At 61.5% G+C, this 25,096-nt stretch carries 12 protein-coding genes; 3 read left to right on the top strand and 9 right to left on the bottom strand.

Features of this window, described 5'->3' with window-relative positions:
- Positions 1-65 precede the first annotated feature (65 nt).
- The 9 genes from drmD to A7U43_RS16275 all read right to left on the bottom strand — a co-directional run bounded on the left by drmD (position 66) and on the right by A7U43_RS16275 (position 18,302).
- A complete protein-coding gene (gene drmD / locus A7U43_RS16235) occupies positions 66-2,363 on the bottom strand; it encodes a DISARM system SNF2-like helicase DrmD (protein WP_082902166.1) in 2,298 nt (765 codons plus the stop codon).
- Between the two features lie 259 nt (positions 2,364-2,622).
- Entirely contained in the window at positions 2,623-6,072 is a 3,450-nt protein-coding gene (locus A7U43_RS16240; RefSeq protein WP_067997243.1) for a helicase-related protein, read from the bottom strand.
- Positions 6,069-10,076: an Eco57I restriction-modification methylase domain-containing protein gene (locus A7U43_RS16245; protein WP_067997246.1), complete on the bottom strand. Its 4,008-nt coding sequence runs from the start codon at positions 10,074-10,076 to the stop codon at positions 6,069-6,071. The genes A7U43_RS16240 and A7U43_RS16245 overlap by 4 nt, the downstream gene beginning before the upstream one ends.
- A 40-nt stretch (positions 10,077-10,116) precedes the next feature.
- Positions 10,117-10,296, bottom strand: a complete 180-nt coding sequence (locus A7U43_RS16250; protein ID WP_067997248.1) for a helix-turn-helix domain-containing protein — start codon at positions 10,294-10,296, stop codon at positions 10,117-10,119.
- A 270-nt stretch (positions 10,297-10,566) separates the two neighbouring features.
- The gene (locus tag A7U43_RS29195) at positions 10,567-11,067 is read right to left on the bottom strand and encodes a hypothetical protein (protein ID WP_231963336.1); all 501 of its coding nucleotides are present in this window, start codon (positions 11,065-11,067) and stop codon (positions 10,567-10,569) included.
- Positions 11,068-11,129: 62 nt separating this feature from the next.
- Positions 11,130-13,457, bottom strand: a complete 2,328-nt coding sequence (locus A7U43_RS16260; protein ID WP_067997252.1) for a tyrosine-type recombinase/integrase — start codon at positions 13,455-13,457, stop codon at positions 11,130-11,132.
- The gene (locus A7U43_RS16265) at positions 13,454-14,452 is read right to left on the bottom strand and encodes a tyrosine-type recombinase/integrase (RefSeq protein ID WP_231963692.1); all 999 of its coding nucleotides are present in this window, start codon (positions 14,450-14,452) and stop codon (positions 13,454-13,456) included. Before A7U43_RS16265 ends, A7U43_RS16260 begins: the two co-directional genes overlap by 4 nt.
- A gap of 53 nt (positions 14,453-14,505) precedes the next feature.
- The gene (locus A7U43_RS30335) at positions 14,506-15,972 is read right to left on the bottom strand and encodes an SNF2-related protein (protein WP_231963337.1); all 1,467 of its coding nucleotides are present in this window, start codon (positions 15,970-15,972) and stop codon (positions 14,506-14,508) included.
- A gap of 326 nt (positions 15,973-16,298) precedes the next feature.
- Positions 16,299-18,302: an AAA family ATPase gene (locus A7U43_RS16275; protein ID WP_067997256.1), complete on the bottom strand. Its 2,004-nt coding sequence runs from the start codon at positions 18,300-18,302 to the stop codon at positions 16,299-16,301.
- A 48-nt stretch (positions 18,303-18,350) separates the two neighbouring features.
- Here A7U43_RS16275 and A7U43_RS16280 point away from each other — a divergent pair, with 48 nt between their 5' ends.
- The 3 genes from A7U43_RS16280 to A7U43_RS16290 all read left to right on the top strand — a co-directional run bounded on the left by A7U43_RS16280 (position 18,351) and on the right by A7U43_RS16290 (position 25,056).
- A complete protein-coding gene (locus A7U43_RS16280; protein WP_067997258.1) occupies positions 18,351-19,562 on the top strand; it encodes an exonuclease/endonuclease/phosphatase family protein in 1,212 nt (403 codons plus the stop codon).
- Between the two features lie 107 nt (positions 19,563-19,669).
- A complete protein-coding gene (locus A7U43_RS16285) occupies positions 19,670-23,437 on the top strand; it encodes a GTPase (RefSeq protein ID WP_067997260.1) in 3,768 nt (1,255 codons plus the stop codon).
- Entirely contained in the window at positions 23,434-25,056 is a 1,623-nt protein-coding gene (locus A7U43_RS16290) for a GTPase domain-containing protein (RefSeq protein WP_067997265.1), read from the top strand. Before A7U43_RS16285 ends, A7U43_RS16290 begins: the two co-directional genes overlap by 4 nt.
- Positions 25,057-25,096 lie beyond the last annotated feature (40 nt).

The raw sequence follows: 25,096 nt of genomic DNA on the forward strand, positions 1-25,096 counted from the left end.
GAGCCACGCATGGTGCAGCTCAGAGGCAGTCGGTGTTGAACGTTGCCGGGGTGTGCGGGGCGCCATCAGCGCAGCCCTCCTTTCGCGTCCTCAGGAGTGAGGGCGAACACCACGGCGGCGGCGGTGGTGTGGGGTTTGACGTCGGCGTAGCGGTCGGCGATGGCCGCGGTCTCGCGGGCCTCTTCGTCGTCAAGTTCGTCGAGACGGCGCTCCATCGAGTCGATGTCGCGGCGCCACTGCTTCTGCTGCTCGTCGGCCCAGAGCATGGCTTGGGCTTCGGCTTCCTTGCTGCGCAAGAGATCCAGTGATTCCCGCAGGTTGGTTCGGAATGCGGCGAAGATGTCACGCGCCCGCTGGATGTCAGCGGCCCGGCGTTTGTCCAGCTGCTCCAGCACCCGAGCGTGTCGGCGGTCGGCTCGAGCGTGCATAGACTCCTCCAACCGAGCGCGCAGCGGCGCGTCCGCCGCATTCCAGATCTCGCACAGCTCGTCGCGGACCCGGCGGCTGGCCAGCGTCAGGCGCTCCCCGTCCAGGGCATGATCAAGGGCGTGTTCGGCCTTCTCCTCGGCCATCGCGCGACGGCCCCGCAGGCGAACGCCGACCAGGAACACCTCCTCGTGCAGCCGCACTCCCCCGCGACCGACGAGCACCATGCGGGTCACCGCCGCCACGAACGACTCCGCCGTGTCGTCGATCACCACCGCGGTGACTCGGTTCAGGGTGGAATCCACACTCCACAGCGAGCGGCGCAGCAGGCGTTGCGCTTTCTGCACGATCGGATGTCCCAGGTGGACATACACCAGATCACTGCGTCCTTCGGCAGCGATCGGGTCGAACGTGATCGGGCGCAGCACATCAGGTTTCAGCCGGGTAGCCAAACCCTTGAGGGTGTCCTGCCAGGCCGGGCTCACCGGAGGCATTTCGAACACTTCGGCGTCGGTGTCGGCGTCGCCGACCGGCGCCAGTGGAAGCTGATGGTTGATCCGAAGCGCGGTGTCGACCACGCGACGCAGGTTCTGCGGTTCCAGATGAAGATCGGCCCGCGAGGCGTCGTAGCCGCGTTCCAGCTCCGTGAGCCGGGTGTTGAGTTCGATGCCGCCGGCCAAGGCTTCCTGGATCACCTGGTTGCCGTCGAGCCCCTTGGCTTTGCGTTTGGCGGGTTTGCGGCGGGCGAAGTGTTCCTGAATCTCGTCACCGATCACCTGGTTGGCCGATCCCAGGTCCACCTCGACCTGGGCGATCTTGCGGGCGATGCGGGCCATGAAGTTCGCGTCAGCGGCGTAGGTGGAGGACTGGTCGTCGGGCACGAAGTGAAACACCTCGGGTGTCTCGCTCTGCCCGTAGCGGTCAATGCGGCCGATGCGCTGTTCGAGTCGCGACGGATTGAACGGGATGTCGAAGTTCACCAACCGGTGGCAGTGGTTCTGCAGATCGATGCCTTCGCCGGCAGCATCGGTGGCCAGCAACACCCGCACCGGTTCCTCGGTCGGGTCAGCGGTGAACTGCGACCGGATGTACTCGCGGTCCTCGGTGGGGGTCGCACCCTCGATGACGGCCAGCCGGTCGGCGTAGCCGCGCTGAGTGACTACTCGCTGCAGCCAGCCAAGCGTGTGGGCGTACTCGGTGAACACCACGACCCGCTCATTGGACCAGTGGGTGCCGTCGGGCCGGCAGACCGCGTCCAGGAAGGTGAGCAGCCTCTCCAGGCGTGAGTCGGGACGGCTTTCGTAACTCAAGCCCCAGTCGGCGAGCTTCTCCAGCTGACCGGGCTCGGCGGCGCTCAGTGGGTCGGAGGCCTTGGACTCGCGCAGCCGCTCGGCCTCGTCGTGCTCCCACAGACCTTCCTCCTCGTCGGCCTGGCCCTCGCCGAAGATGTCGTCGTATTCGTCGTCGCGGAGTCCGCGCCCGGCGCGGGCGTCGCGGTAGTGGCTGATCGTCATCCCGAAGGCGAACGGACTGGACAGGAATCGCTTCTTGAGCAGCATGGTGACGATGTCGCCGCCCGGTTTGGTGCCGTTCTGCTTAGCGCTGCGGGTGACGATGTCATCGAGAAGGGAGAACGTCTCCTGTTCGCTATTCTCGGGCGTGAAGTCGAGGATCTTGACCTCGCGGTCTTTGAACCCTTTCCCAGTGAGATCGCGCTTAAGGCGGCGCACCGTCACGTCCTTGAGCGCGGTGGCGTCCAGGAGCGCGCCGCGGGAGAACCGGCGCGGGTCGATCATCTCCATGAGCGCGGTGAACGATTCCGGGTAGCCGTTGTGCGGTGTGGCGCTCAGGAACAGGCGGTGCTCGCAGGTGTCGGCGAGTTGGCGTACGGCGACGGTTCGTTGGGTGTCCACCGAGTAGCCGCGTCCGCCGGCGATGGTTGAGGGGCTCGACGGGGCGACGTGGTGGGCTTCATCACATTTACTGAACGGGTGCGCCTATGGAGGGCTCAAGGCGTGCAGGGATCATGTCACGCACATGTACGCGACATGACGGAGATCGGTGTCTCCGTCGTCGCGGCCTCGCTAGGGAAGATCGATTCAAGTCAAGTTCGATCACGCAACGCCAAGCACTGGTTGAATCGGGAGCCGAGGTGAGGGCCCCTCTCCACCGAAAGCGATCGCGGAGCCGTTCGGCTTACTTGATACCGGCAGTCCCTCGAACGGCCATCCAGGTGACGAGGCGGACTTCGTGCTTTTCGACCCCCGGAAGCGGTTCGCGTGGAGGGGGTGCCGTGATACCGGCCTCATCGAGGACTTCGGTGACGAGCGTGATGCGCTCTTCGTCAGTACGGCCTTGATTCAGCGCACCCCGGACTTGGCGAGACACCTTCGCCGACGGGACACTTCGAAGTCGGTTCGCGAGTTCAATCTGCGACTCCCTCCCGAGATAGCCCCCCCGTTGAAGAACGAGCGTGTAGGCGTCTCGGAATGCAAGCGGCAGATCGGGCTGGAATGCGTTGGGGTCAGTTAACTCGTTCCACGCATCGTAGGCGCTGTTACGTGCTACCTCCCATGCATCAAAAGCCTTGTCATAGACCGTATCTGGAAGCCAACGTTCGGCAGTGCCGTGAAGGGGGTCGGCTGCGCGGAGTGCAATAAGCGTGTCGGGTGATACGAACGGCTGCCCGTCCTCGTTGTACTTAATGCACCAGTCGTCACTCACAGGCACGTAGCGGAACCATGGCTTTTCGCTTTGTCCGATCTTGATACAGAAGACATAGCCATTTCCATGCACGACTGGATTGACGAATCCGCTGCCAGATCCGTAAGGAAGGCTGATGACATCGGTCTTCAGCATTGGTTCCATGCCGAAGGCATCGTAAAGTCTGCGGCGATACTCCTCTCCCGAGAGCGATGCACTTGAGCCGCCCGCGTCGAGCAGTTTCTCGAACTCATCGACCACTTGATCGTCGGCGAGGTTCACTTCATGCCCAGGACCGCGGCCCGGAAGTACTTCGCCTGCACCGACGGCCGCGTCGGCTAGCGCAAGCTTCCTCTCAAGACGTTCCTCCAGTGCCAACAGCTCATCTAGACGTTCCGCTGGGAAGAACAGGCCAAGATGGACGTAATCGTGCTTGGAGCCGATGCGGTCGATGCGACCGTGTCGCTGGACGATGCGCATCGGGTTCCACGGAAGGTCGTAGTTGATCATCTGACATGCCTGCTGGAGATTCACGCCCTCAGCCAGAACGTCTGTCGTGAAAAGGATATCGAACTCATCCTTCGCTGTTGCCTCACCGGCAGCGTTGCGAGGCCCGGCCGTCTGCGGGGCGAAACCCGCAATGGTGGCGGCGCGACCGCCCTGATCAACACCACCGGTCCTACCGCGCTCATGAGTCTTCGCGTAGGAACCCATGATCGGTGGAGCGATTCGACCTTTGTAATCGGATAGCGGTGAGTCGAGAGGGGCCGTGTCAATCGCTTTGATGACCGCTTCATGGACCGGGATGATCGTGTCGGTGAAGGCAGAGAACACGATCACCTTTCGACGATCAGCGCTCGATATTCCTCGCGGGTCGACTCGTCGTGCTTGAGCGGCGATGGCAGTAAGCTCCTCGACGATCTTGCGGACCTTGGGCTCGTTGTTCTTTACGACCACCTCGGCGAGGTCCCGCAGTCGATAGAGCAGTGCGATGTCGGACTCGATATCTGCCTTGAGTTCGGAGAGGTGGTAGCCGTCGACCGACTCGATTTGTTCATCGTCGTCAAACTCAGCCACGAACTCGTCGAGGTCATCGGAGTCAGATGAAACCCATTCACTCAGGGCTTCCCCCCTCAGCACGAATCCCCTGCGCAGCGCTTCTAGGAACGTCTCGTGCGAGGCGACCATCTTCTCCAGAGAGGAGTGCAAGGCCTGCGGGCTGGACTCCAGCCGTTTCAACAGCCCTGAACGCAGCAGGCCGCTGTTAGTGATTTGATAGGTCTGCAGATCGTGGTCGACGGTGTACATGCTTGACAGGTATCGAGCGAGCATGAGTCGTTCCGGGTCCCGGCTCCGGTCTTCCCATGCGTGAGGCGCATGTGGGTCAGTCGGATCGTCGAGGGCATAAACCATAGCGTCGATCAGGGCCAGGCCGTCGGCGTCGAGGACGTAGTCGATGCGGCGCACCTTGGGCTGGGGGAACTTGATCGTCGTGGGTTTGCCGTCGGGGCCAAAGATCATTTCGTTGGCGTAGTGCTCTTTGACGAACTTCCGGGTACGCCGTACGGCGACCTGGTCCATCAGGTCGAAGAGGTGTTCGGGCGTCAGGTTCGCTGGATCGATCGCCTGGGCCTGCCGGATGTATTCGCGGATGCTGGGAATGCCTAGCGCAGCGAATCGTGCGTCGTCTCGGATGAAGTACTTGATGAGTGTTTCGAGGTCGGTCAGCGAGTTGTTGACTGGTGTCGCGGTGAGCAGCACGACTTTCTTCGGGTTGCCTGCTGTGATCACTCGGTCGACCGCGCCGGATCGCTGCGCGCCGGAGTTACGAAGGTTGTGTGCCTCGTCGATAACGACGAGTGAGTAATCCTCGATCTCCCTCACGAATGCGTCGATAGGACCCTTCTCGGGGTCGAGGCGGTTCCGCACTTCTTCGTAGGAATAGACCGTCACCCAGCGGCTGAAGTCGTAGGTGGCCAGGAAGGGCTCCCACATCGCCGTCTTCAGTGCTGCGGGAGCAACGATTAGCACCCGCTGGCGGTTGATGTTCGCCGTGCGGTAGATCACCTCGCCCGCTAGGTACGTCTTGCCAAGACCCACCTCGTCGGCGACTAGAACGCCACCATGTTCTTCGAGGAGTCGCTCCATGCGAACGACTCCATCTGCCTGAAAGCGCGTGAGGCTCAAACCTGTACGGGCATTCGGGTTCTCATCGGCGTCAAGGTGTTCACCGTAAAGCTCCCAGAGCATGCGTAAGTAGATCGACCACGGCGTATGCGGCTCCCAAAGACGCCCGTAAAGATCGGCAAGATCATATGGATCGCTCAGCGCCCAGAAGTGCTCGAACCACTCATGAACCTTGTGCGCAGAATGGGTGCCGCCGCCAGTTCCGAGGTTGAGCTCAGCATTGTGCGCGAGGCCGGCGTAGGTCATGTTCGACGACCCGGCTATCGCTGCCTGGGTTGCGCTGTCTTCAACAAGGTAGGTCTTGCCGTGAAGGAAACCGCCTGTGTAGCGACGCACTTCAACCTTGGCGGTGTCCTGCGGGTCAACGCTCTCAAGCCATTTCACCATCCGCTTGGCTTGGACTGTGGGGATCCGCGCGAACCCCATGTTGTCGCGTTCAGCTTCAAGCCACGCCTGGTGATGCTGAATCGCGGCGTCGCGTCGCGAGTCCTGGTCGGAATCACCGGATGCGATTGCCCGCACCGACTCGGCTTCGGGTTCGGCTCCCAGTAAGAGGCGTACGCGTGGCGCAATCTCCAATTCGTCGGCGAGGAGCGCGAAACCTGCCGGGTTGATGTATGCGGTCGCAATCGCGATCGGCGGAGGCTGCACCTTGTTCTCGCGCAGCAGCCGGAACAATTCGTTGACGCGATCGGCAACCCTTACGGCCGCTTCGCTAGCGAGATGGTTGGTTGCGAAGTCGGGAAGTTGTGTCATGCCTTGCCCATCCACGTCCGATAGTGCTGCAGGACCGCCTCTAAACGCGGTTCGTACTTCCACCCTCGGTGGAAGGTCGCAAAGAGGTGTTCTACCTGATCTTCGCTAAGTCCATAGAGCAGGCTCACTAGGGCATCGAGTTCTGCGCACAGACCATCCTTCTCCGTCTGCGTCTCGACGGAGCCCACGGGCACCCCCACAGCGGACGCCCAGTCCGCATAGCGCTCGTCGACAGCCCCGAGCCTTCCTGCGATCTGGACAACTCGTTGGGCGATAGTTGATTCCCGGTCGTAGGCGGGAACGGGAAGTGGATTGAGCAATTCGAAGGTCAGATGGAGCTCGACCCAGCGGCGAGCGCTCCAATCGAAGGGGATGCTGGACATTACGCCGAGCAGGAATGCTTCGGACTTCTCGTCGCCCTGTCGCCTGACCAAAATTGGCGATTGGTGGACGGCGGCTGTGCCCGGCGGCAGGAGACAAGGTATGGCTGTGCGGGTATCGGTCGCGCGCGCGATGTCTCGGAAGGCGATTCGCGCTGAATCCATAGGGAGTCTCTTCGGCGGATACTTCAGTCCGTTGTATGCGGATCGGGAGTTCCTGACCGCGCCGTCGAGTTTGGCTCGGAGGTAGGGCCGGAGCACCTTCGGTGTGCCGTAGGCGAACGGTGTTCCGGCGTCTGGGTTCCAGATGTTGTAGCTTGCACCTGCGACGACCGGTACGCGGCCGCGGGGCGCGTCGACGTCGAATTCCATTACGTCACGGGCACCGCTTGCGTTCATGTCACCTTGGATGGGCCGGAATTCCCAGCCATCCCGAACGGTGTCGAAGCGCGGACTCTGCTTCATCCTGCGGAAGATTTGAGCCGATAGCGGATCGGGGATGAGCGGAAATGCTGCGCTATTCGACCAGGAGATAAATTCGTCGCCCGGGACCTCCGCGACATTGGTTGCCCCAGCGAGGAAGTCGCTCTCGTTCGCAAAAGGTCCTGACCACCGAACTACCCGTTCCTTGCTTTTTTCGCTGACTGTCAGACCGATCGTGTATTGCGGATGGACCTCTGAAAACACCCACCGTTGGTTGTTCACGACGAAACAGACGTCCGCGAATGAGCCGTTCGAAAGGACCTCTCGCCGCCACTGAGCAAGTCCTGACCCAGCAAGCGCGCCCCGCGGCAGAACGATTGCAGATCGCCCGCCGGCTCTCAACAACTGCCAATTGCGCCATGCGAACGCTTGATAGAGGTCCAAGTGAGCCGCGCCGAGGCCGGCGTAGGGCCCAGAAGCGACCGCAGCTGCCATCGCGCGGACTCGCTCGATTTCAGCTTCGTACTCCTGTTCCAAGTCAGGCCGGCCCGCTCGAAACGCGGCAAGCGTATCGTCTCGTTGTCGCGTTGGCATAGAACGCAATCCAGGCAGCTGCAGCCCCCACCACTGATGCTCTTCTACATGAAGCTTTTCCCAGGGCGGATTTCCGAGGATTACATCAAACCCCGGACCGTTCCGAAGGAACACCTCTGGAAACAAATAGGGCATGTGTGCCGGATGGAGTTTTTCGGCGGCCTCGGCTACCTCAGACCGTTTGAGTACGCGCTGGAGTGATCGCTCGTCGATAATCAACCCTGGGCCGATCCAGCCGATCCGGGCTGCAACCGCGGCGTCGAAAATTTGTCGTGCCGTGTCAGCCGCTTGCTTGGCTTGAGCGAGGAGTCTCGCACCTTCCTCGACTTCGGCTTTGTTGGCTTCGCTCGCATTCGCGACATCAATCAGAAGTGTCTTGGCCGAAGCAAGTTGGTCGGTCAGGATTTCGTCGAAAAGGGAAATCTCACCGGGTTTACGACCAGGCTGCAGAGCATCGAGCGCTTCGTCGATCACGCCGATGCCGGTGAGGCTGTTGGCACTGACCAACCCATGGTCGAGGTTGCTCATTGGCAAGCCAGGCACGAAGGTGTGAATCCAGAGGGCTAGGCGAGCGAGTTCGACTGCCATGGGGTTGATGTCGAGGCCGTAGATGCATCGGCGCGCGATCTGTCGGCGAAGTAGACCGACTTCGTCGACCTCACTCTTGGCGATGTCGTCCGTTCCGAGTGCATCTCGGGCCACAGCCGCCAGCCTGAGTAACTCCTCGATGACGCCGGGGACGGTGTGCTCGGTGAGGAAGGTGCGCATCAGGGCTTCGATCTTGTCTACCGCGGCAACGAGGAAGTGGCCCGAACCCATGGCCAGGTCTGCAACTCGGAAGTCGAAGAACTCGCGCGCTGCCGCGGCGGCGTCTCCCTTCGCGAGGTATGTAGCAATCCGCTCCAGGTGCTTAGTGAGCACTGGAACGATGGAGCGCTCGACCAAGTGGTCGACGACGACCTTGGGTGTGAAGTAGGAGCCTGTCGCCTTTCGCTCGCCGGATGCTGTGTGGAAATAGATCGCACCGGTCGGCGCCACTACTTCGTCGCCCTTGCCGGCAGGCACCCATGCCCCGTTGTCGTCGAATGTGAGATCGGTCTCGGCTAGGGAAAGCGAGCTTTCCAGAAGCCCTTCATAGATCGTCCCGAACTCGCGAACACTCAACGAACGGAAGTCAACGGGCCCCGGCACTCCGTCGTCGCTCACGTCGACGAGCAAGCTCTTCAAGGCCGGACCCAGCACGCTGTCGGGCAGCTCGATCTTCTTGATCAACGCACCCTCGGGCGAACGGTCGGGATCGGTGGAGAAGAGGCCGCCGTTGTAGGTGGGGATCTGCCACTGCGGGTTTCCCTGGTCGATTGCGTTCCAGACTTGGACGAGGTCGAACCACATCGTCGATGCGTTTCCGAACTCATCGATGTCGGAATCGAGTAGTCGTCGCGCAATTGTCTTGAGGCTGTTGGCGTCGAAGCCCTCGTTCCGGCCCGACGGCAACAGCCCGCGATCCTCGGCATAGGCTTGGAAGAGCAAGCGGAACAGTATGCGGAGCGTGACGCGATATGCAGTCGAGAGACCCTCGGCGTCGAGCTCAAGTTCCGCGTCGTTCGCAAGGTGCCAAGCAACCTCCTCGGCCAGCGGTGGCACGATGTCGTCGTAGATTCGCTCGCGGAGCCGCCGACCGAGTTCGGTTGCGTAGCGGCCGCTGTCGCGCAGTAGTTCCTCTGCTGTGCCGTCTCTCGTGAGTGCGGCCGCGGAGAAGATCAACGGCAGCAGGGCGGCATATTCAGCGTCGATGGTCGATAGGTCGACCTCGAAGAAGGTCTCTGCTTGCCCCTTTGATCCAACGCCAACACCGTCGCGGCCCGCATAAAGGCGGATCTGGTCTTTTCGAAGTACAACGAGCCACGGAAGTTCCTGACGCGAGGCTAGGGCGAGTCCAAATGCCACGGGCGAGAGCTGAAACCGCTGGGTCTTGGTGTCAAACTGCTCGGAGTCCTCTAGCAGAACCGCGACCGCGCGCGGTGGATGCTTGCCGACCGAGAGCAGGAGCGACCCATTGGGGCCGGGCTGAGTGCTGAAGCCCAGCGCCTCAACAAGTTTCGTCCGGCGCAGGCCGAGCAAGGGTGAGGCCTGCTTGCGAAGCTCGCCCCAGTCGGTCCGTTTCGGAACATTGCTCATGATGTGGTGGGTCGCGAAGAGTCCGCTGTTGGTAAATCCCGAGACTCCAGTGGTGCTGCTGGCCCGGCGGAAGCCAGCGAAGCGTTCAGTGGCAGCCAGGACGTCGGGTTCAGCAAGGACTGACTGGAGTTGACGTTCAGCTTGCTCGGCAGGCAGCTCGATGGGTTGGGCCTGTGGGTCAGGACCGCACAGTTGCACCTTTCCGCCGTGCACGACCGCAACTACAAGCTGCGTCTGGGTCTTTCCTTTGCGGGCCGTGAACAGATCCCGTAGCGCTTGCCGTGAGGGAGCCGCTAAGGCGCTTGCAACCGCGACCTGGAAGCCGCCGAGGCCGAACGGATCAGGGCCGAGGTAGACCTTCTCGGTCGTGATCCCGGTTGGCGCTGACGGGTCGTTCCAAGCGATTACCTTGTCGCCGGTCAACTGCATGGCGCGTCTCCTCCGGATTGGCGTTCGAAGGTACCCACCGTCATTTGCCCCCTGTCCCGCCGCTGCGAACCCAGCTGTCGACCTCGCTGGCCTGAAACTTCCAAAGGCGGCCGATCTTGTGGGCAGGCATCGCCTTGTCGGCGATCCACGCGTAGACGGTGTCCTTGGTGACGCCGAGGTGGGTGGCGATTTCCTCAGCTGATAACCAAGGCTCAGACATCTTTGTGCCACCCTCCCCGTTCAGAACCCGGTTTGACCGGGTATGTCCGAGACTAGCGGTGAGTGTGGCGGTTTTGTCGCGGATCGGCCTTCCCGGCCACGCCGGACACCCCGGTCACGATAAGCGAGGGCCTCCTTCGCCTGCGGACGGTTGTGATGTATCGGTATCGGCCTCGTGCAGCTGGCATGGCCGAGTCATCCCCAACCTGATCTCCGACGTGGCCACATTGGTCGCAGTCGCGAACAAGTGAATCTCCACCAGTCTGGGCTCTTAATGGACTCCGTTGAGAAGCTTGTCGGCTTCTCTCTGCCGCAGATGGCGGACATTCGACCGAGACGCTTCAAGGCGTCGCTCAGCCTCCGAACGAGCGAGACGCTCCGCGGCCAGGGCAGCACGCAACGACTCGTTCTGCTGCCGCAGTTGTTCCCTGTCATCTTCGATCCACGTCCCATCTGGGTCGCGAAGCTGACCGAGTAGATCAGCCACGGTTCGCGACAACGAGATGTTCTTCGCCCGGGTCTCACGCAGTTGCTGCTCGGCGAAGAGTGCTCGCTCGCGCCAATTGGCTTCGTCGACCGCATCAAGTGCGGGGGCTTCCTTCAACAGTGACGCTTTCATACGAATCTCTGCTTGCGCAAGAAGGTTCCGCGCGTCCTGATTCTGATAGAGGAAAGTTCGCGAACATCCCGCAAGGGCGGCGAGATGAGACCTGTCGATCTCAGTCACCTTCTGTTTGAGCAGCCGCTTCAACGCCTGTTCGACGCTGGCCAACTTCGTAAGAGAGTCCTTTTTGCGAGCAGCTATCGCCGCTCTTGGTGGACCGGATCTTTGCGTCATGCAGCCCCCTCGTCTTCTGATCCGAGCTGCGGCATTTCGGAAAGGTCAGCGGCGGTGGCCCGTTCGGTGAGGTCGATGAGGTCCTTTGCCCGCCAGCCGCGGTTCCAGATCGGGTCGAAGAAGTCCTGGTACGGGTTACGCAAATCGACGTTCTTCGCCTGCTCTAGGAGCCCCAGGGTCGACAGCGCCTTCTCCAGCCCGGCGATCGCCATCGACGAGTTTTGAAATAGTCGGTAAACGTAGGCGCGAGACGACTCATTGGGTGCGTTCTCTGCATAGGTCGCCCACCGTTCCTCTTGACGTTTCCAGTACGCATAGTCTGCGCCGGTCAGGACAAAGTCTTCGCAATCGTTGCAGTGCCGCCCCTTTGGGCATTCGGCACCGCCGACGACAGGCTTGAAGGTGCACAGCCCTCCTTCGGTCGGTAGCGCAGCGATGTCGATCAGGTTGAGTTGGATAGCGGAATTGGCCGAAGGATCCGGAGTCCGGACGAGTTCGCCCGGCGCACTGCTGCCGGGACCTGTCACCCACACTTGCTGTAAGTAAGGTTCGATCCTGGCTGACGAGATGAGCGTGTAATGCTCCGACATTCGTTCGGATACATGGCCGAGAATCTGCTTCACAACGACCATCGGTGCGCCGGCATCGACGAGCCGCGTTGCGAGGGTGTGCCGCGCCTGGTGGCTGACGTGTCCGGGCAGCTCGATGTCTTCCAGCCACTTCTTAAAGCGGTCCTGGAAGGTAGCGATGGCTATTGCGTTGACGAAGTGTGAGTTTCGCGTGGTGCTGGGAAACAGCGCGATCTTCTGCGCTGTCTTCCCGGTGGGTGTAGCACCGTGCTTGAGGCGATATCTTTCGGCAGTCTTCTTCTGCCGTTCGCGGATGACCCAGAACACGTCGTCTGGTATCAGGACGCCGTAGTCGAGCTGGTTGACCTTCGTCATGTCGAACCAGGCATATTTGCGGCCCAAGTGCTCGCTGACGCAGTCGTAGCGGAGATTGACAACTTCACCGATCCGGCGCCCAACTCGGATTTGAATGAACCAGATATCCTCAATGCCAAGGTCATTGGGGTCCCTGGCGGCGAGCAGCTGCATGTTCGTCGGGGAGATAAGGTGTTCGAACACGTCATCGCTCAACGGCCTGGGCCGTTTTGAGTGCCGCATTTTGCCTTCCGGGAAGGCGAGCATGAAGTCCCTACGCAATCCGACGGCCTCCGCGACACCGCTATCCAGCGCGTAGCGCATGAGCCGCCTGAGCCCGTTGAACGTCAACGACTTGCTGAGTTCCGTCGCAGTGCTCGGCTGACCATCTACCAAATAGAGGCCGAGTTGCGGCTCGCTGTTCTGTGCACGGCGAGTCAAATCAGCCACAAAGGCTCGGCCGACATCCTCGGTGAGCTGCGTGGCGTCCGCCCCACCATCTGGGACCGACCACTCCAAGTACGCGCTGAGTGTCACCGAGCAGCGCCTGAGCTGCTCTAGCGACGATTGGGTTCGGGGGCGATCCGGGGAGTCGAAGATTGCTGCAATGAGATCCCAAGTGAGAGTGCGCAACCAATCCTGGGTTATTGACCTGAGGTCGAACGGTGACCGGCGGTCCTTAAGGCGAAAGCCCCAATGCAGCGCGTCGATGTAGCCCAACTCACGGCTCTCCGCGCGGGTGACATGCACCGACGAGCAGTGGCCCTGCATGACCGCGATCATCAAATCGCAGACTTGGCCGTACTTCGGCCAGTGCTTCAGATTCTTCTTCCTGCCTGTTCCCGGTGCACGCCTCGTGGTGTCGATTTCCATGATCGACGCGACACCTTTTTCTTCGAGACCTTCGATCAGCGCCCGCAACCACTTCGGGTTCCACTTCGTTGGTCGTGGTGATGTCGCGTTGGCGAAGATCGCGTACCGGATTTCGGCTGCGGCCAGTGGCGGCAGCCCAGCCAAGGACACGATGCCGGTGCGCGATGTGTCGAAATGGGCAGGCAGATTGCGCGGTCGGGCTTGTTGCCTCCATTCCGGTTCCGGTATCCCGTTTTTTTCTGCGTCAAGCCGCTCGTTCTGGTGGCTCAAGCAGTAGACCTTGCCCGCTGTGGACAGTTCGCAGCCCGGGATATCGCACAGGTAGCCATAGTCGGGATCACGGCCGCGAAACTTGATGGGTTCTGCACGCAGATACTCATGGAAACTCGGTCCTGCGATGAGTTCTTGGAACCGCTGCAGGGGCGAGAGTTTCATGAATGCATCGACGGTCGAGAGCCGCACCAGCCGCGCGGTTGCCGGGGCAACCAGTGCTGCGTCGTCTACCGCAAGGTTGCTGGTATCACTCACGTTTCGTTCCTGCTCCATACACGTTCCAACGACGCGCTGACGACCTCGCTGGCTGCGAGGTGAAGATATGTTTCCTCAACGGTCTTCGCGCTTGCCCAACCACCGGCCTTCGCGGTAAGCGCGGGCATCCCGCTAACTTCAGTCAAAGCTGTTGCCCACGTGTGGCGAAATGCGTGTGGCCGCACCTTCCCGGCACCGGCACGCTTTCCAGCTCGCGCGAGCATCTGGCGCACGGCGTGGGTTGAGAGCGGCACGCCGACGTCGTTCTGAAGTTGGACGAGAACGAGATTGGTTGTCGCTAGCCCGCGCACGTCAAAGTATTCGTCGGTGAGGTACTCCAAGTACGTCTCGATCATCGCCGGGCTTGCGTAGCGGACACTCCCGCCCCGGACAACGGCATCTTCCAGCCGGGCGGGCTTGCCACGTTTGGCCCTCGCACGATTGGGGTTTGAACGTTTGACGACGTGGAAATGGGCGAGCTTCTCTTCGCCGCATTCATGGTTGGGCCGCAAGTGCAGATCGACATGGTGCAGGCCGCACAACTCGCCAACTCGTATGCCGGAGTCCTTCAGCCACGTCACGATCATGCGATCACGGGCGGTGTTGACCGAGTCGATCAGCGCAGCAGCCACCCCGTCGGGCAAGAGCCGCGGATGGCGTCGCGGTGGCGCCGCTGGGGCAAGTGGATTCGCGGGCAACTGCAGACCGGAGACGTGGGCAAGGAACTGCTTGTCTTTCAGTGCGCGGGTTGGCAGCCGGGTTTCAGTGAGTTGCTTGTTCAACTCGTCGTTGATGCGCTCCCGCGCCGTCACGTCGAGGTAGTAGCCCTTTACCACTGCGGCACGGACTTGCAGTGTCGACGCGCTGAGCGGTGCGTCGAGCCACGGAGAGCCCAGCGGCCCCGCGTGCTCGGCACCGCACAGCGCCATGTATCGACGGAGGTCCTCGAGACTCACCGCCTCCTCAGACGCGTTAACGGCCTTGAGCCACCGCAAGTGATCAACCAGGTGGTAGGCGTAGGTGCGCTGGGTGCCTTCGGAAAAGGTTCTCAGCCAGCGGTCGCTGCGGGAATGGATCTTGGCGGTGCCGGCGTCGAATATCGAGAAGCTCTGCGAATTGTCCTTGTGGTTCGCGGCCTGAACGAAGTACTCCAGCGTTCCCGAGTGCACCCGCCCCCCTCAACACGGCCAGATCCAGTCATCCTCATCGGGTGTCGTGAACAGTACCGTCGAGGTGTGTGACACAGCCGCATTTCACCGTGTTGACGTACGTGTCGTACAGGGTGAATGCGAGAGGAAAAATCGACGATGAGCATGTCGAAGGCGAAGCGCTTGCCCAGCTTGGGGTTCTTGGCCTGGGCGTAGACGTCGCGCAGCAGGCGCTGGCAGCGCACCTGTGGCAGCCACGCCATGGACACGATCACCCGCGGATACAGCTGGAAGGGGTTGGCGTGCAGGCCGTGGGTGCGGCGCACCTCGGCCATCAGTTCACTGTTGACGATGACGAACTGCAGGCCGAATTTGTCCCGCATCTCGTCCTGCCACTTCAACGCCAAGCTTGGCGGGCACACGATCACTGCTGTGCGGGCACGATGCCGCAGGAACAGTTCCTGCACCACCAGGCCGGCCTCGATGGTCTTGCCCAATCCAACGTCATCGGCCAGAAGCAGGTTGGTCCGCGGGCTGGTCAACGCCCGACGCAGTGGTTCGAGCTGGTATGCCTCCACGGTGACCCCCGACCAGAAGGGCGCCTGGTAGCGGTTCGGATCTGCCGAGGTGACCGCGCCCCAGCGCATCGCGTCGATGAAGCCGGCCAAGGTGACCGGATCATCAAAGCCCTCTGGGTTGATGTGCTCGGGCAATCCTTGCGGTGGGGTGACGGTCTTGCCGACCTCTAGCTCCCAGATCACCGACAGCTGTTCACCGAGGCGATCCTCGTCGAGCGACTGCAGGTCGACGACATGATTCAGCTTCGCGGCTGCGTCGTCAGCCGGGCTGAGCGGTAGACCCTGGGCTTGAACATTGGCGACCGCCCACGTCGAACCGCGCACCTCAACAACCTGACCGGGCTCGGGCAGGGACGGGGCAGCTACAGGCACAGGTGGTCCTCCGGGTGGTGGCGTTGGCCGAACAGTATCGCCGTCGATACCGACAACGGCGCGGATGGTGTCTTCGGACACTCCGAAGTGCTCGGCGGAGCGCTTGACCACCTCGGCGGCGGCAGTGCGTCGGCGGGTGGGGTCGGTAGTGGAGGTCGCAGCACTGAAGTCTCGTCGGATCTTGTTCCGCTGGCCCGAAGTCAGCAACTCCTCGGGCAACGCCGCCGGCAACTCGTCATGGAGCAGGTACTCGATGGTGTCGTAGGAGATGCCGTACTTAGCTTCGAGCTGGGCGCAGGTGTTGCGCATTGCCCACTCAATGCCGTGTTCATCGACCGCTTGTTGCACCGCCCGACGGATTGTTGAGCGTTGACCAGGCGACAGATGGTCAGCTTCGTCCCGCGGTGTCTCCCCCACGCATCACCACGGTAGCCGGGGATCTCGGAGATTGGTCGAATTTCGTCACTCGGTGGGGTGCTGCAGCAACTTCTGGCGAGTGTGGCAATATTTCGTCGTGGCTGACCGCTCTCACTGCATGAGGTAGTCGACACGCTCGCCGAGATGGACCTTGTGGATCTCAACAGCGACGGCCCGTGGCCTGGCGAACGAAACGACTCCGACGTGTACTGGGATTAGCGTTCACGGAGAATCGTCGGAGTCGTCAAGCCAGCAAGCGAGCACTGGCCCGGACACGATCGCGTTCTCGAGAGCCAACCCTTCTCGGGTGGCCCTACTGCGTCCGCCTAACTTCCAGCCCAGCCGACGATCTGGTCGACCACCCGACGTACGGACGGCATCTCCACCCCTGCCAGGTCGAGGGCGCGGACGAGGCGCCTTACCCCTTCCGGAGTTGTGATGGCGAGCCCGTAGTGCTCCTGGGCGTAGGTCTTCCAGTCAACAGAGTCCGACGAGGTCTTCCCGAAGGCGTCGCGGCACTCTTGTCGTAGCTCATGCCAACCCGGAAAGTCCGCCACGTTGCCCTCCGCGAGACCTGTTGCGTGCGCACGAATGCCATCTGCCGGCAACGCGAATAGCAAGTCGTCTTCAGGCACCCCGAAGACGGTCAGCTCAGGCAAACCCCTGGACTCGAATGTCTCGACCAACTTGATGACTTTGCGTTCTTCCCCTGACCGCTTCTTCTTGGGGCGCTCACGCATCGTGGCGGTGACGGTGTTGTCGGTGAGGATGCCCATCTTGATGCCCAGGCGGACGGTGAGTTCGGAGTCGATCAACCCTTCGAGGTTCTTCGTGCCGTGAATGGGGACGATCAGCACCCCGGCGGCGTCGAGCGATTGTCCGGCGTACTCGTCTAGCACCGCTTCATCGAGGGTGCCCTCGACGAACAAGACGGCCCGACGGAGAGACAGCGCCACAGCAGGGTGCATGCCGACCTCGGCGGCTAGTTCCTGCAACACGGGGGTCGCTTCAGTTGACAACGTGCGGGCGCGGGTGAGGACAGCATCGTGGACCTCGCCCATCACGTCGGTCCAGGTTCCGGCGCCACGGGTCATCTTGACGAACCTCACATCGCTGCCGGTCGTTCGCAGAAACTCTTCGTGGTGCGATGCGGCCACAACCTGGAAACCGGCACTCACCACGCGGCGACACCACCGAACCACACTCGCGACCGCGGATGGGTGAAGGTGTGCTTCGGGTTCGTCGACCAGGAGAACTGAACCCGAAAACTTCCTCGCCGCGTCATCGAGTACGGCTGATGTCAGCCAGTCTTTCTCCATGATGTGGATTGCCACCTGGAGCGCGATGGACAGCCACCGGGAGGCGCCCCGGCCGAAGTCGTTGATGGGGTGCCCGCGGTCGCTTCCCCGTTCCACGTACTGCACACGGACATAGGGTGAACCGGCCCATTCAGTCGGAACTTCAAGTTCCGTGCGGATCAGGCCATCGAGGAAGTCGGGCAGAAGATCGGTAGCCAACGCGGCCAGCTGATCCAGTCGTGCGGCTACCTCTGGCCGAACTCGCCAGGTGTCGGTACTGGGGTTTATCACCGGCCGGGTGTGCTCGAGACCCAGCACGCCGAGGACGCCTTCCAGCTCCTTATAACGATCATCCTCGGCTGCCCCTTGAATCCTCATCAGAACTCCACGGGAGCCGGGGATATATGTGTTGGACCCGTCATCTGTTTCCTGCATGCCACCTGATACGACGCTCAGATCGGCGATTGCGGAAGTCACCCATCGGTCAACGTCGGAGAACTCCCAGCCTAGGAACACGGGCCGCACATGCGGCTCGGCGCCGACCAGTCGGGTTCGATGGTCAACCGTGTGAACTTCGCCGGAAATTTCGTCGCGGATCTCCCCATCCAAGTCAGTCTTTGTCCAGTAGTCGCGCAGGTCCACGAACCAAAGTTCCTGCTGGCTGTCGGGGTTGGGCAGGCTCTCATTATCCGGAGTGCTGACATAGCAAACCTGGTCTTGCGGCAGTCTTGGAAGCCGGAGGTAGCCGCCATCCACGTTGTCAGGGATCAAAGCCAGGACAGCATCATCGAACTCCAGCCCCCGGTCCAGATCGACGTACACGGCTCCGTAGCTACCAGTGTCTGCACGCAGGTCACGGATGCGTTGTTTTCCGTCGGCGAAGACGTGTGGAGCAAGCACGCTGAAAATCGCTTCGAGCACGTAGGTCTTGCCGACGTTGTTCTTCCCGAACAACACGGTGAATGGTCCGACATCGAACTCCTCGACGGGGACCGCCCGATAGCCACCCAAACTGATTCTGGATATCCGCACAGCCAGAACCTACAGCCAGCGGTATGAGTCGATGGCATCCTCGACCGCATGGCCAGTAACGCAATCTCAGTGCGCCTCGTCGAGTGGAACGTCGCGATGTCCCTCCACACCAAAGCGCACCTACTGGCGGCGCTGAACCCCACCGTCGCGGTCCTGCCCGAATCTGCCGGCACCGCCTCAGCGAGAGACGCACTGCAGGCGGTCGGAGCGACATCCGTGGAATGGATCGGCGGCAATCAAAACAAGGGCCTCTCAGTCGCCGCGTTCAACGGATGGCAACTAGCCATCGATGACGACTACGACCACGGGTTCCAGTGGGTGATGCCCGTGCATGTCACCGGCCCAGGGCATATCCGGCTGCTGGCGGTATGGGACATGAATCACCGAGGGACTGGGCACCTATTGGCTCGGCAGCTCGGGGCTTGCCGCGCCTCCATCGACCACTACGAGCAGTTCCTCTCTGGCCCGGCCGATCTGGTGATCATCAGCGGCGACTTCAACAACTCGGTTCGATGGGACAAGCCCACCAAGCGGGCCAAGTTCGGCGACTTCATGGACCAGTTGGAAGCACGCGGGTTTGTCAGTTCCTACCACCACACCCGCGGCTGCGAACGTGGGGCAGAGCCAGACCCGACACTGTGGTGGACCAGAAACGCCGACAAGCCCTACCACATCGACTACACATTCGTGTCCCGGCCAGAAGCCGTCCAGACCGTCACAGTCGGCGTTCACTCCGATTGGCTCTCGTACAGCGATCACAGCCCAGTGACTGTCGACTTAAGGGTGAGCCCACGCGCCGACCTCGTCGCTGGTCCGCCGTCCAATCAAGTCGCCGACACAGCAGGCGATGATTCTCGAGATTTAAGAGCGGTGGACCCGTCCACGGAGTCGCATCTTGTCCGCCATCCCGGTCCTACCTGCGCGACTCCAGACAACAAACTGACGCGCTTTCAGCTCGAACCAGACAGCCTGCCCGACATGCTGTGCGGCGTGAACGGCGAAGGGTTCGTCCAGCCGTTTCGCCCGACCTCGTTCACCGCCGAGTGGACCCGCGGGGTGCTCGTCGAGGTCAGAATTTGGGGACCACGAGTGCTGCAAGACGGGTCACTCGGCAAGCGCGAACTCGATCATCGCTGGAAGAATGCGCACGCGGCTGGCGGGATCGACATCGCCGACCTACCACCACTCATCGCTGACCGGCTTCGGTCCGACACCGGCGCTAACGATGCCAACTGGCAGGAAGAGCGTCCGACTCGTTGAAGCGAACCCTGTGACGAGCGTAGGCCGTTCGACTGCGAAATCACCGAGCTCGGGATGCACGTCACCGTCAAGATTTGCAACGCAGTTGCGGCAAGGGGAATCCCGTCATGTATGAATCCAGTTCTGACAGCTCCTTCAAGGAGGCGTTGGCTGACGCCTTGGAGTTCGGTCAGCGGGAGATAGCGGAGCTGGCGTCAGTTATCGATGTTGCGGCAGCGGTCTACGACGATGCTGGCGCGAAGCTCGTCAGAGACGGTGATTTGGATGCCGTAATGGGCGAGTTCGCCCAAATGCGGCTGCGCTTTGCCGACGAGCTATCCACCCATCTCGCTGAACAGTCCAAAGTGCTATCGACCTTCAACGTCGCGTTCTTTGGCCGGACGGGAGCCGGCAAGAGCACGCTGTTGTCCGCGTTCGGTGAACTGAACGGCGAGGCTGTCTCCCCCTTCGGTGCGTCCGACTGGACGGAGACGGTAAAGCCCATCCGGTGGCGCGGCTGCCAGCTTTACGACACCCCGGGAATTAACGGATGGGGCCGCCGCAAGAGTCGCGAGGAGCTGGAGGCAACTGCGCGCAAAGCGGTCGAGACCGCCGATGTTGTGTTGCTGTGCTTCGACACTCAGAGTCAGCAGGCGAGCGAGTTCGCGAAAGTCGCTGCGTGGGTGACCCATTACGGCAAGCCGGTCGTGGCCGTTCTCAATGTGCGGAACCCGCGTTGGCGCCACCCCGCGCGGGTGCCCACTCAGGCAGCCCGACGCAATATGTCTGAACCTGTCGCCCAGCACGCCGAAAATATTCGCGTGGAGTTGGCCAACATCGGCCTCGACGATGTTCCCGTCGTGGCCATCTCCAGCAGACGAGCCCTGTTCGCCAGGGCTGCCACTCCATACCAAGGTCCTGCCAAGCAGAACTTCGACGATGATCGTGATAGGTACGGAATCGACTACTTGTCTCGCTGGTCGAACTTCGCGGCGTTGGAGAGTGTCCTAACTGCCGGCATTACCGCGGGTGGATCGCAGCTGCGCCTCAAGTCGCTTCGGGAAGGGGTCCGTGCCCGACTGATCGATGAAGCCACGTCACTCGAAGAACTGCGGATACGCCTCACCGAACGAATGAACGAAGTTGACCGAATCACGCAGAAATACCTGGAAGTGCTGGGTTACCTCGAAACCGAGGAGCGCTCAAGGGATCTGCATGATGACGTTTGGCACTCCGATCTGCTGACCCTCGCGGAGAGCGCACGGCGCAAACGCTACAAGGCGCCATCTGACGGTTCCTTGCTTCGACAGGTTCGCAACCTTCTCAAACCACACCTTGCCGAAGCCCGCAACAACGCGCTGCGCCGCTACAAAGACTTGGAGCATCAGGCGTTCCACGAAGGCAAAACGATTGATGCCGAGACCTTTGCCGAGCGGGTGTTTGATGGCGGGGAGCTCATCGGCGCCCTCGATCGAGTGAGCACCGAAGCGGCCGCGTTTCTGGCAAGGGAACTCTCCTTGGCAGGTGTGGAACTACGAATGAACGATGCCGCGGCCTACGAGAAGGCCGATTTGAATGGTGACGCGGGCGAGACGGCCGATCTGTTCGCAAACTTGCTTCGCGGTGGAGGTATGGCCGGAGGAGTGGCGGCGGTTGCCGTTCCCTTTCTGCTTGGAGGGCCCCTTGGTATCGCGGCGGGGGTCGGGGTCGGGGCGGCGGCAGCAGTTTCTAACTGGTTTGGGAGCAACAAGAGCCGTGACGCAGTTCGTGAGAAGGCCGAAGCTCGTGCGAAAGCAGCCCGCCAAGGACGCAGAGCCATCCACAACACTTTCGACGTTATTGAGCGCCAATTCGCTTCGGGCGTATCAACATCTGCTTGGGCAGCCGCTGCACCGCTGTTGCGTCCCGCCCTAATCGAGCTCATCGTCCTCACCAACTTGAGCACCGACATCGGAGCTCTCACCACCCATCTCCGCGGGCAAGCAACATCGATCGCGCAGACCCCGCCCCTTCACTTCCTTGATACGACCTTCCGCTTGCTAGACGGCGAAGACTCGGGCGGATACAAGGGTTTCCTGCTCGGTGAAGATTGGTTCGATCAAGACGAGTCCATTGAACTCAGCTACGACACCACAGATTCAGCGGATTTCTGTCGGGAACGCAACGGCGAGGACACCGATGCACTGCGTCATGCAATCGGGGAGGCATTCGCCCACCCCGAACCGTCCTCCATTCGCGGGTGGCTGCGGCAGGCGGCGGAGGCAGCTGTAGCCGACGAGGCCTTCGTCGGGGTGACGAATCTCGCCGCCCCACTAGCGCGTCCAGCGGTCGTCGTTGCCGGCGACTATAGCGCTGGGAAGTCCTCCTTCATCAAGCGGATGTTCACAGAGTTCGGCATCGAAGTGCCCGCTTCTCTGCACATTCGCGCAGATGCGACCACAGACGATGTGCACCGCTATGAGATGGGCCGTATCGATATCGTTGATACGCCGGGATTTCAGAGTCGAAGTGCCGACCATGATGATTTGACCCTGGCCGGGGTCCGTGATGCCGCGCTGGTGGTCGTCGTGCTGCATATAAATCTACTCATCGGCGACACCGCAGCGCTGCAGACGATCGCGAATGGGATGCCGACCGGTGTCGGAAAATGGCCACGCATGCTGTTCATCGTGAACCGCTGCGACGAGTTAGGCGTCGACCCGCTGGACTCCACCGCTGAGTACTTCAATCGCCGTGACCGCAAACTGACCGAACTCGGAGCGGCACTGCGCTCCCGCGGGATTGAGGTTGACGCTACGCATATCCACGGTGTCGCAGCCGACCCATACGGCAGCGTAGGTATGCAGTACCCGGTCACCGCAGCTGATTACGACGCCAACAGGGCCTGGGATGGGATAGGCGCACTGGTTGCCGCGCTACGGGAGTGGGTCGATGACGATCTGACGCGCGCTACTGCGCTTGCCGGATTCGACAAAGCCTGCTCAGCACTCCTCGTACTGCGGGAGGACACTCGCGCGGACATCGCGGCCTACCGCAACGAGACAGGCAAGCATGATTCCTTAATCGCAGCAATGGATATTGGCCTCGAAGACGCGGATTACCTGCAGCGGTCACTAGAACACGAACTCGACGATGTGCTCGCAGCCTTTGTCACCCAGGCTGTCGCCCGTATCCGAGCAGTCACTGTCGGTGAAGAGAAGGACCTTGCCGAAGCGATCAGTTCTTGGCGTAGTGCCGAAACCGAGGACGAAGTGAAGAGATTCATGGAAAGAGCAACCGCAAAGGTCAACGACTGGTCGACGACGCACGCTTCTACGATCAGCCGTGAAGAGGCAGCGGCTGCATTCGACGTTAACCTCAATCTACCGGGCGCGGCATCGGTAGGTGGTGTCGGTGATGCCGTCGGGCAGGCAGCCGGGGTAGCTGGCTCTGTGGCGAAGTTCGGAGCCCAATTGGGCAAGGTGCTTGGTAACCGCGAGGCAGCCTTGCAAATTGGCCATTTCTTCGGTCACAAGTTCAAACCGTGGGGTGCGATCAAAGCCGGCAAAGCCGTCGGGCGAGTCGGGGTGGTGTTCGGTGTTGTCGCAGTCGCCGCTGATGGAGCTGACTGGGCCTTTCAAGCGAGTAAGGCGCGGAACTGGGACTCCAAACGCGATGCTGCTGTGGAACAGGTGGAGTCGGATAAGCACGACGCAATACAACTGTTGCTTGCTGAACCTGATGGCCCCTGGGCGTACCTGAACGAACGCACCGAACAGGTCCGACTTCTTCGGGGTCAGTACGAAGGACGTCAGCGTGCTGCGCAGCAGGAGGCCGAGCGGCTGGAACGGCGACTGGAGGTGGCCGATGAACTTATTACTGCAGCACAAGAGCTACGGGGAGGTAGCGGGAAATGAGTGATCCCATCGATGTCGACGCCGCCAAGAATTGGCTGAATGCAGTTCCCGGTGGCGAGATCGGCCAACGCCTGGAACAAAGCTGGCAGGATTTCGCAGCCGTTACCGAGACGGTGGTGACAATCTACGGTTCGTACGACACCGGAAAGAGTTCGCTCCTGCGCCGGTTACTTATCGAGCTCGGGCAGGAGGTTCCAGCTTGGCTCACGATTAGTGCGCGACATGAGACCTTTGAGGTCAACGAGATTCGCGCCGCCGGGTGTCTGTTGCGGGACACACCCGGGTTCGTCTCGGGTGGCACCGATGCTCGCGCAGAGATGAATACCGGACTTGCATCGGACGCTATCGCACGGACCGACATCGGTATTGTCGTGGTGCCGCCGCAACTGGCCACTGCTGAATATCCTGTGCTTCGCGACTTGGTGCAGCAAGAGTGGGCGCCGGGATCATTGTGGTTTGTGATTTCGCGATTCGACGAAGCAGGGATAGATCCCGACGATGACCCGGACGGTTACCGTGCACTCGGCGAGCACAAAGTGGGTGAACTCAGGGCTGCCCTGAGTCTTGATGAGCGGGTTCCGGTTTACGTGGTCTGCCAGGATTTTGCTCAGATGGCAGGTACGGAACGTAATCCCGATTCAGCTGTTTGGGACGAATCACGCAGCTGGGACGGAATCTCGGAACTGATCGCTGCGATCACTGCTTTAGGTAGTTCGCCTCTAGCTGATATCAGACAAGCTGCCGCACAGAGGTTTTGGGGTAGCTCGGTTCAGCAAGTGCTTCATCAGTTGCGCGAGGAGTTCGCAACGCGCCTGGAGAACGCGGCCGTTAGTGACGAAGGTGAGCAACGGCGCGCGTCGTGGCTGGCGCAATTGGACACGTTGACTCGCGCCGCTGAGGCTGATTTGCGTGGAAGGGTGTCGGCGGCCGTTGGCGATGCCGTGGACAGTCCCGATCCGGCTCAGAGTTTCGCGCAGGCGTTGAAGACGTCTCTCGGCGCCTGGTACGCCGCCCTCAAACGCGACATCGACAAGCTGTTACGCAGCGTCGGAGATACGGTCGCGACTGAACGCATGCGGCCGGACTGGCAGCGGTTCGAGGAAATGGCCGCAACATTGCGACATGAGCCATCAGGACCTGAGCCTGCACCCGACGATGAGCTGATCTACGCCCCGGTGGTGCGACAGGTTGGCAATGCGGTCCTGAACGCGTTGCGGCACTACGAGCAGAGTCGCGGCCTGAAGCTGACTTCGCCCGCATCCGACGCATTGGGAGCATCGTCCGGTGTTGACCGGATGGCGGCTGCCGCCGCTGGCGTGTCCGTCATCGCAGAGTTGGCCGTCATCGCAGAACAGTTCGCCAACCGACAACGCGCGGCGAACGCGGCGGTGCAGCAGCGTGCACAACTCCAGTCCGAACTTGTCAGCGTCGGCGAAGAAGCGACAGCGCTGGCACAAAAAACGCTCAACGATCTCGCTGACGACGCCCACCAACGGATCAGCGACGCCACCGCCGACCAAGTTGAGCTCCGCGACGGCCTGCGACACCTGGTCGACGAGCTACGCAACCACATCACCTCAGGTGAGGCATTGCTTTCCGGCTTACGGGACGGCTCTTGACCATGCCGCACACCCGGCGTGCTGGTCAGGTTGGGACGAT

Source organism: Mycobacterium adipatum, assembly GCF_001644575.1.
GTDB classification, from domain to species: Bacteria; Actinomycetota; Actinomycetes; order Mycobacteriales; family Mycobacteriaceae; genus Mycobacterium; species Mycobacterium adipatum.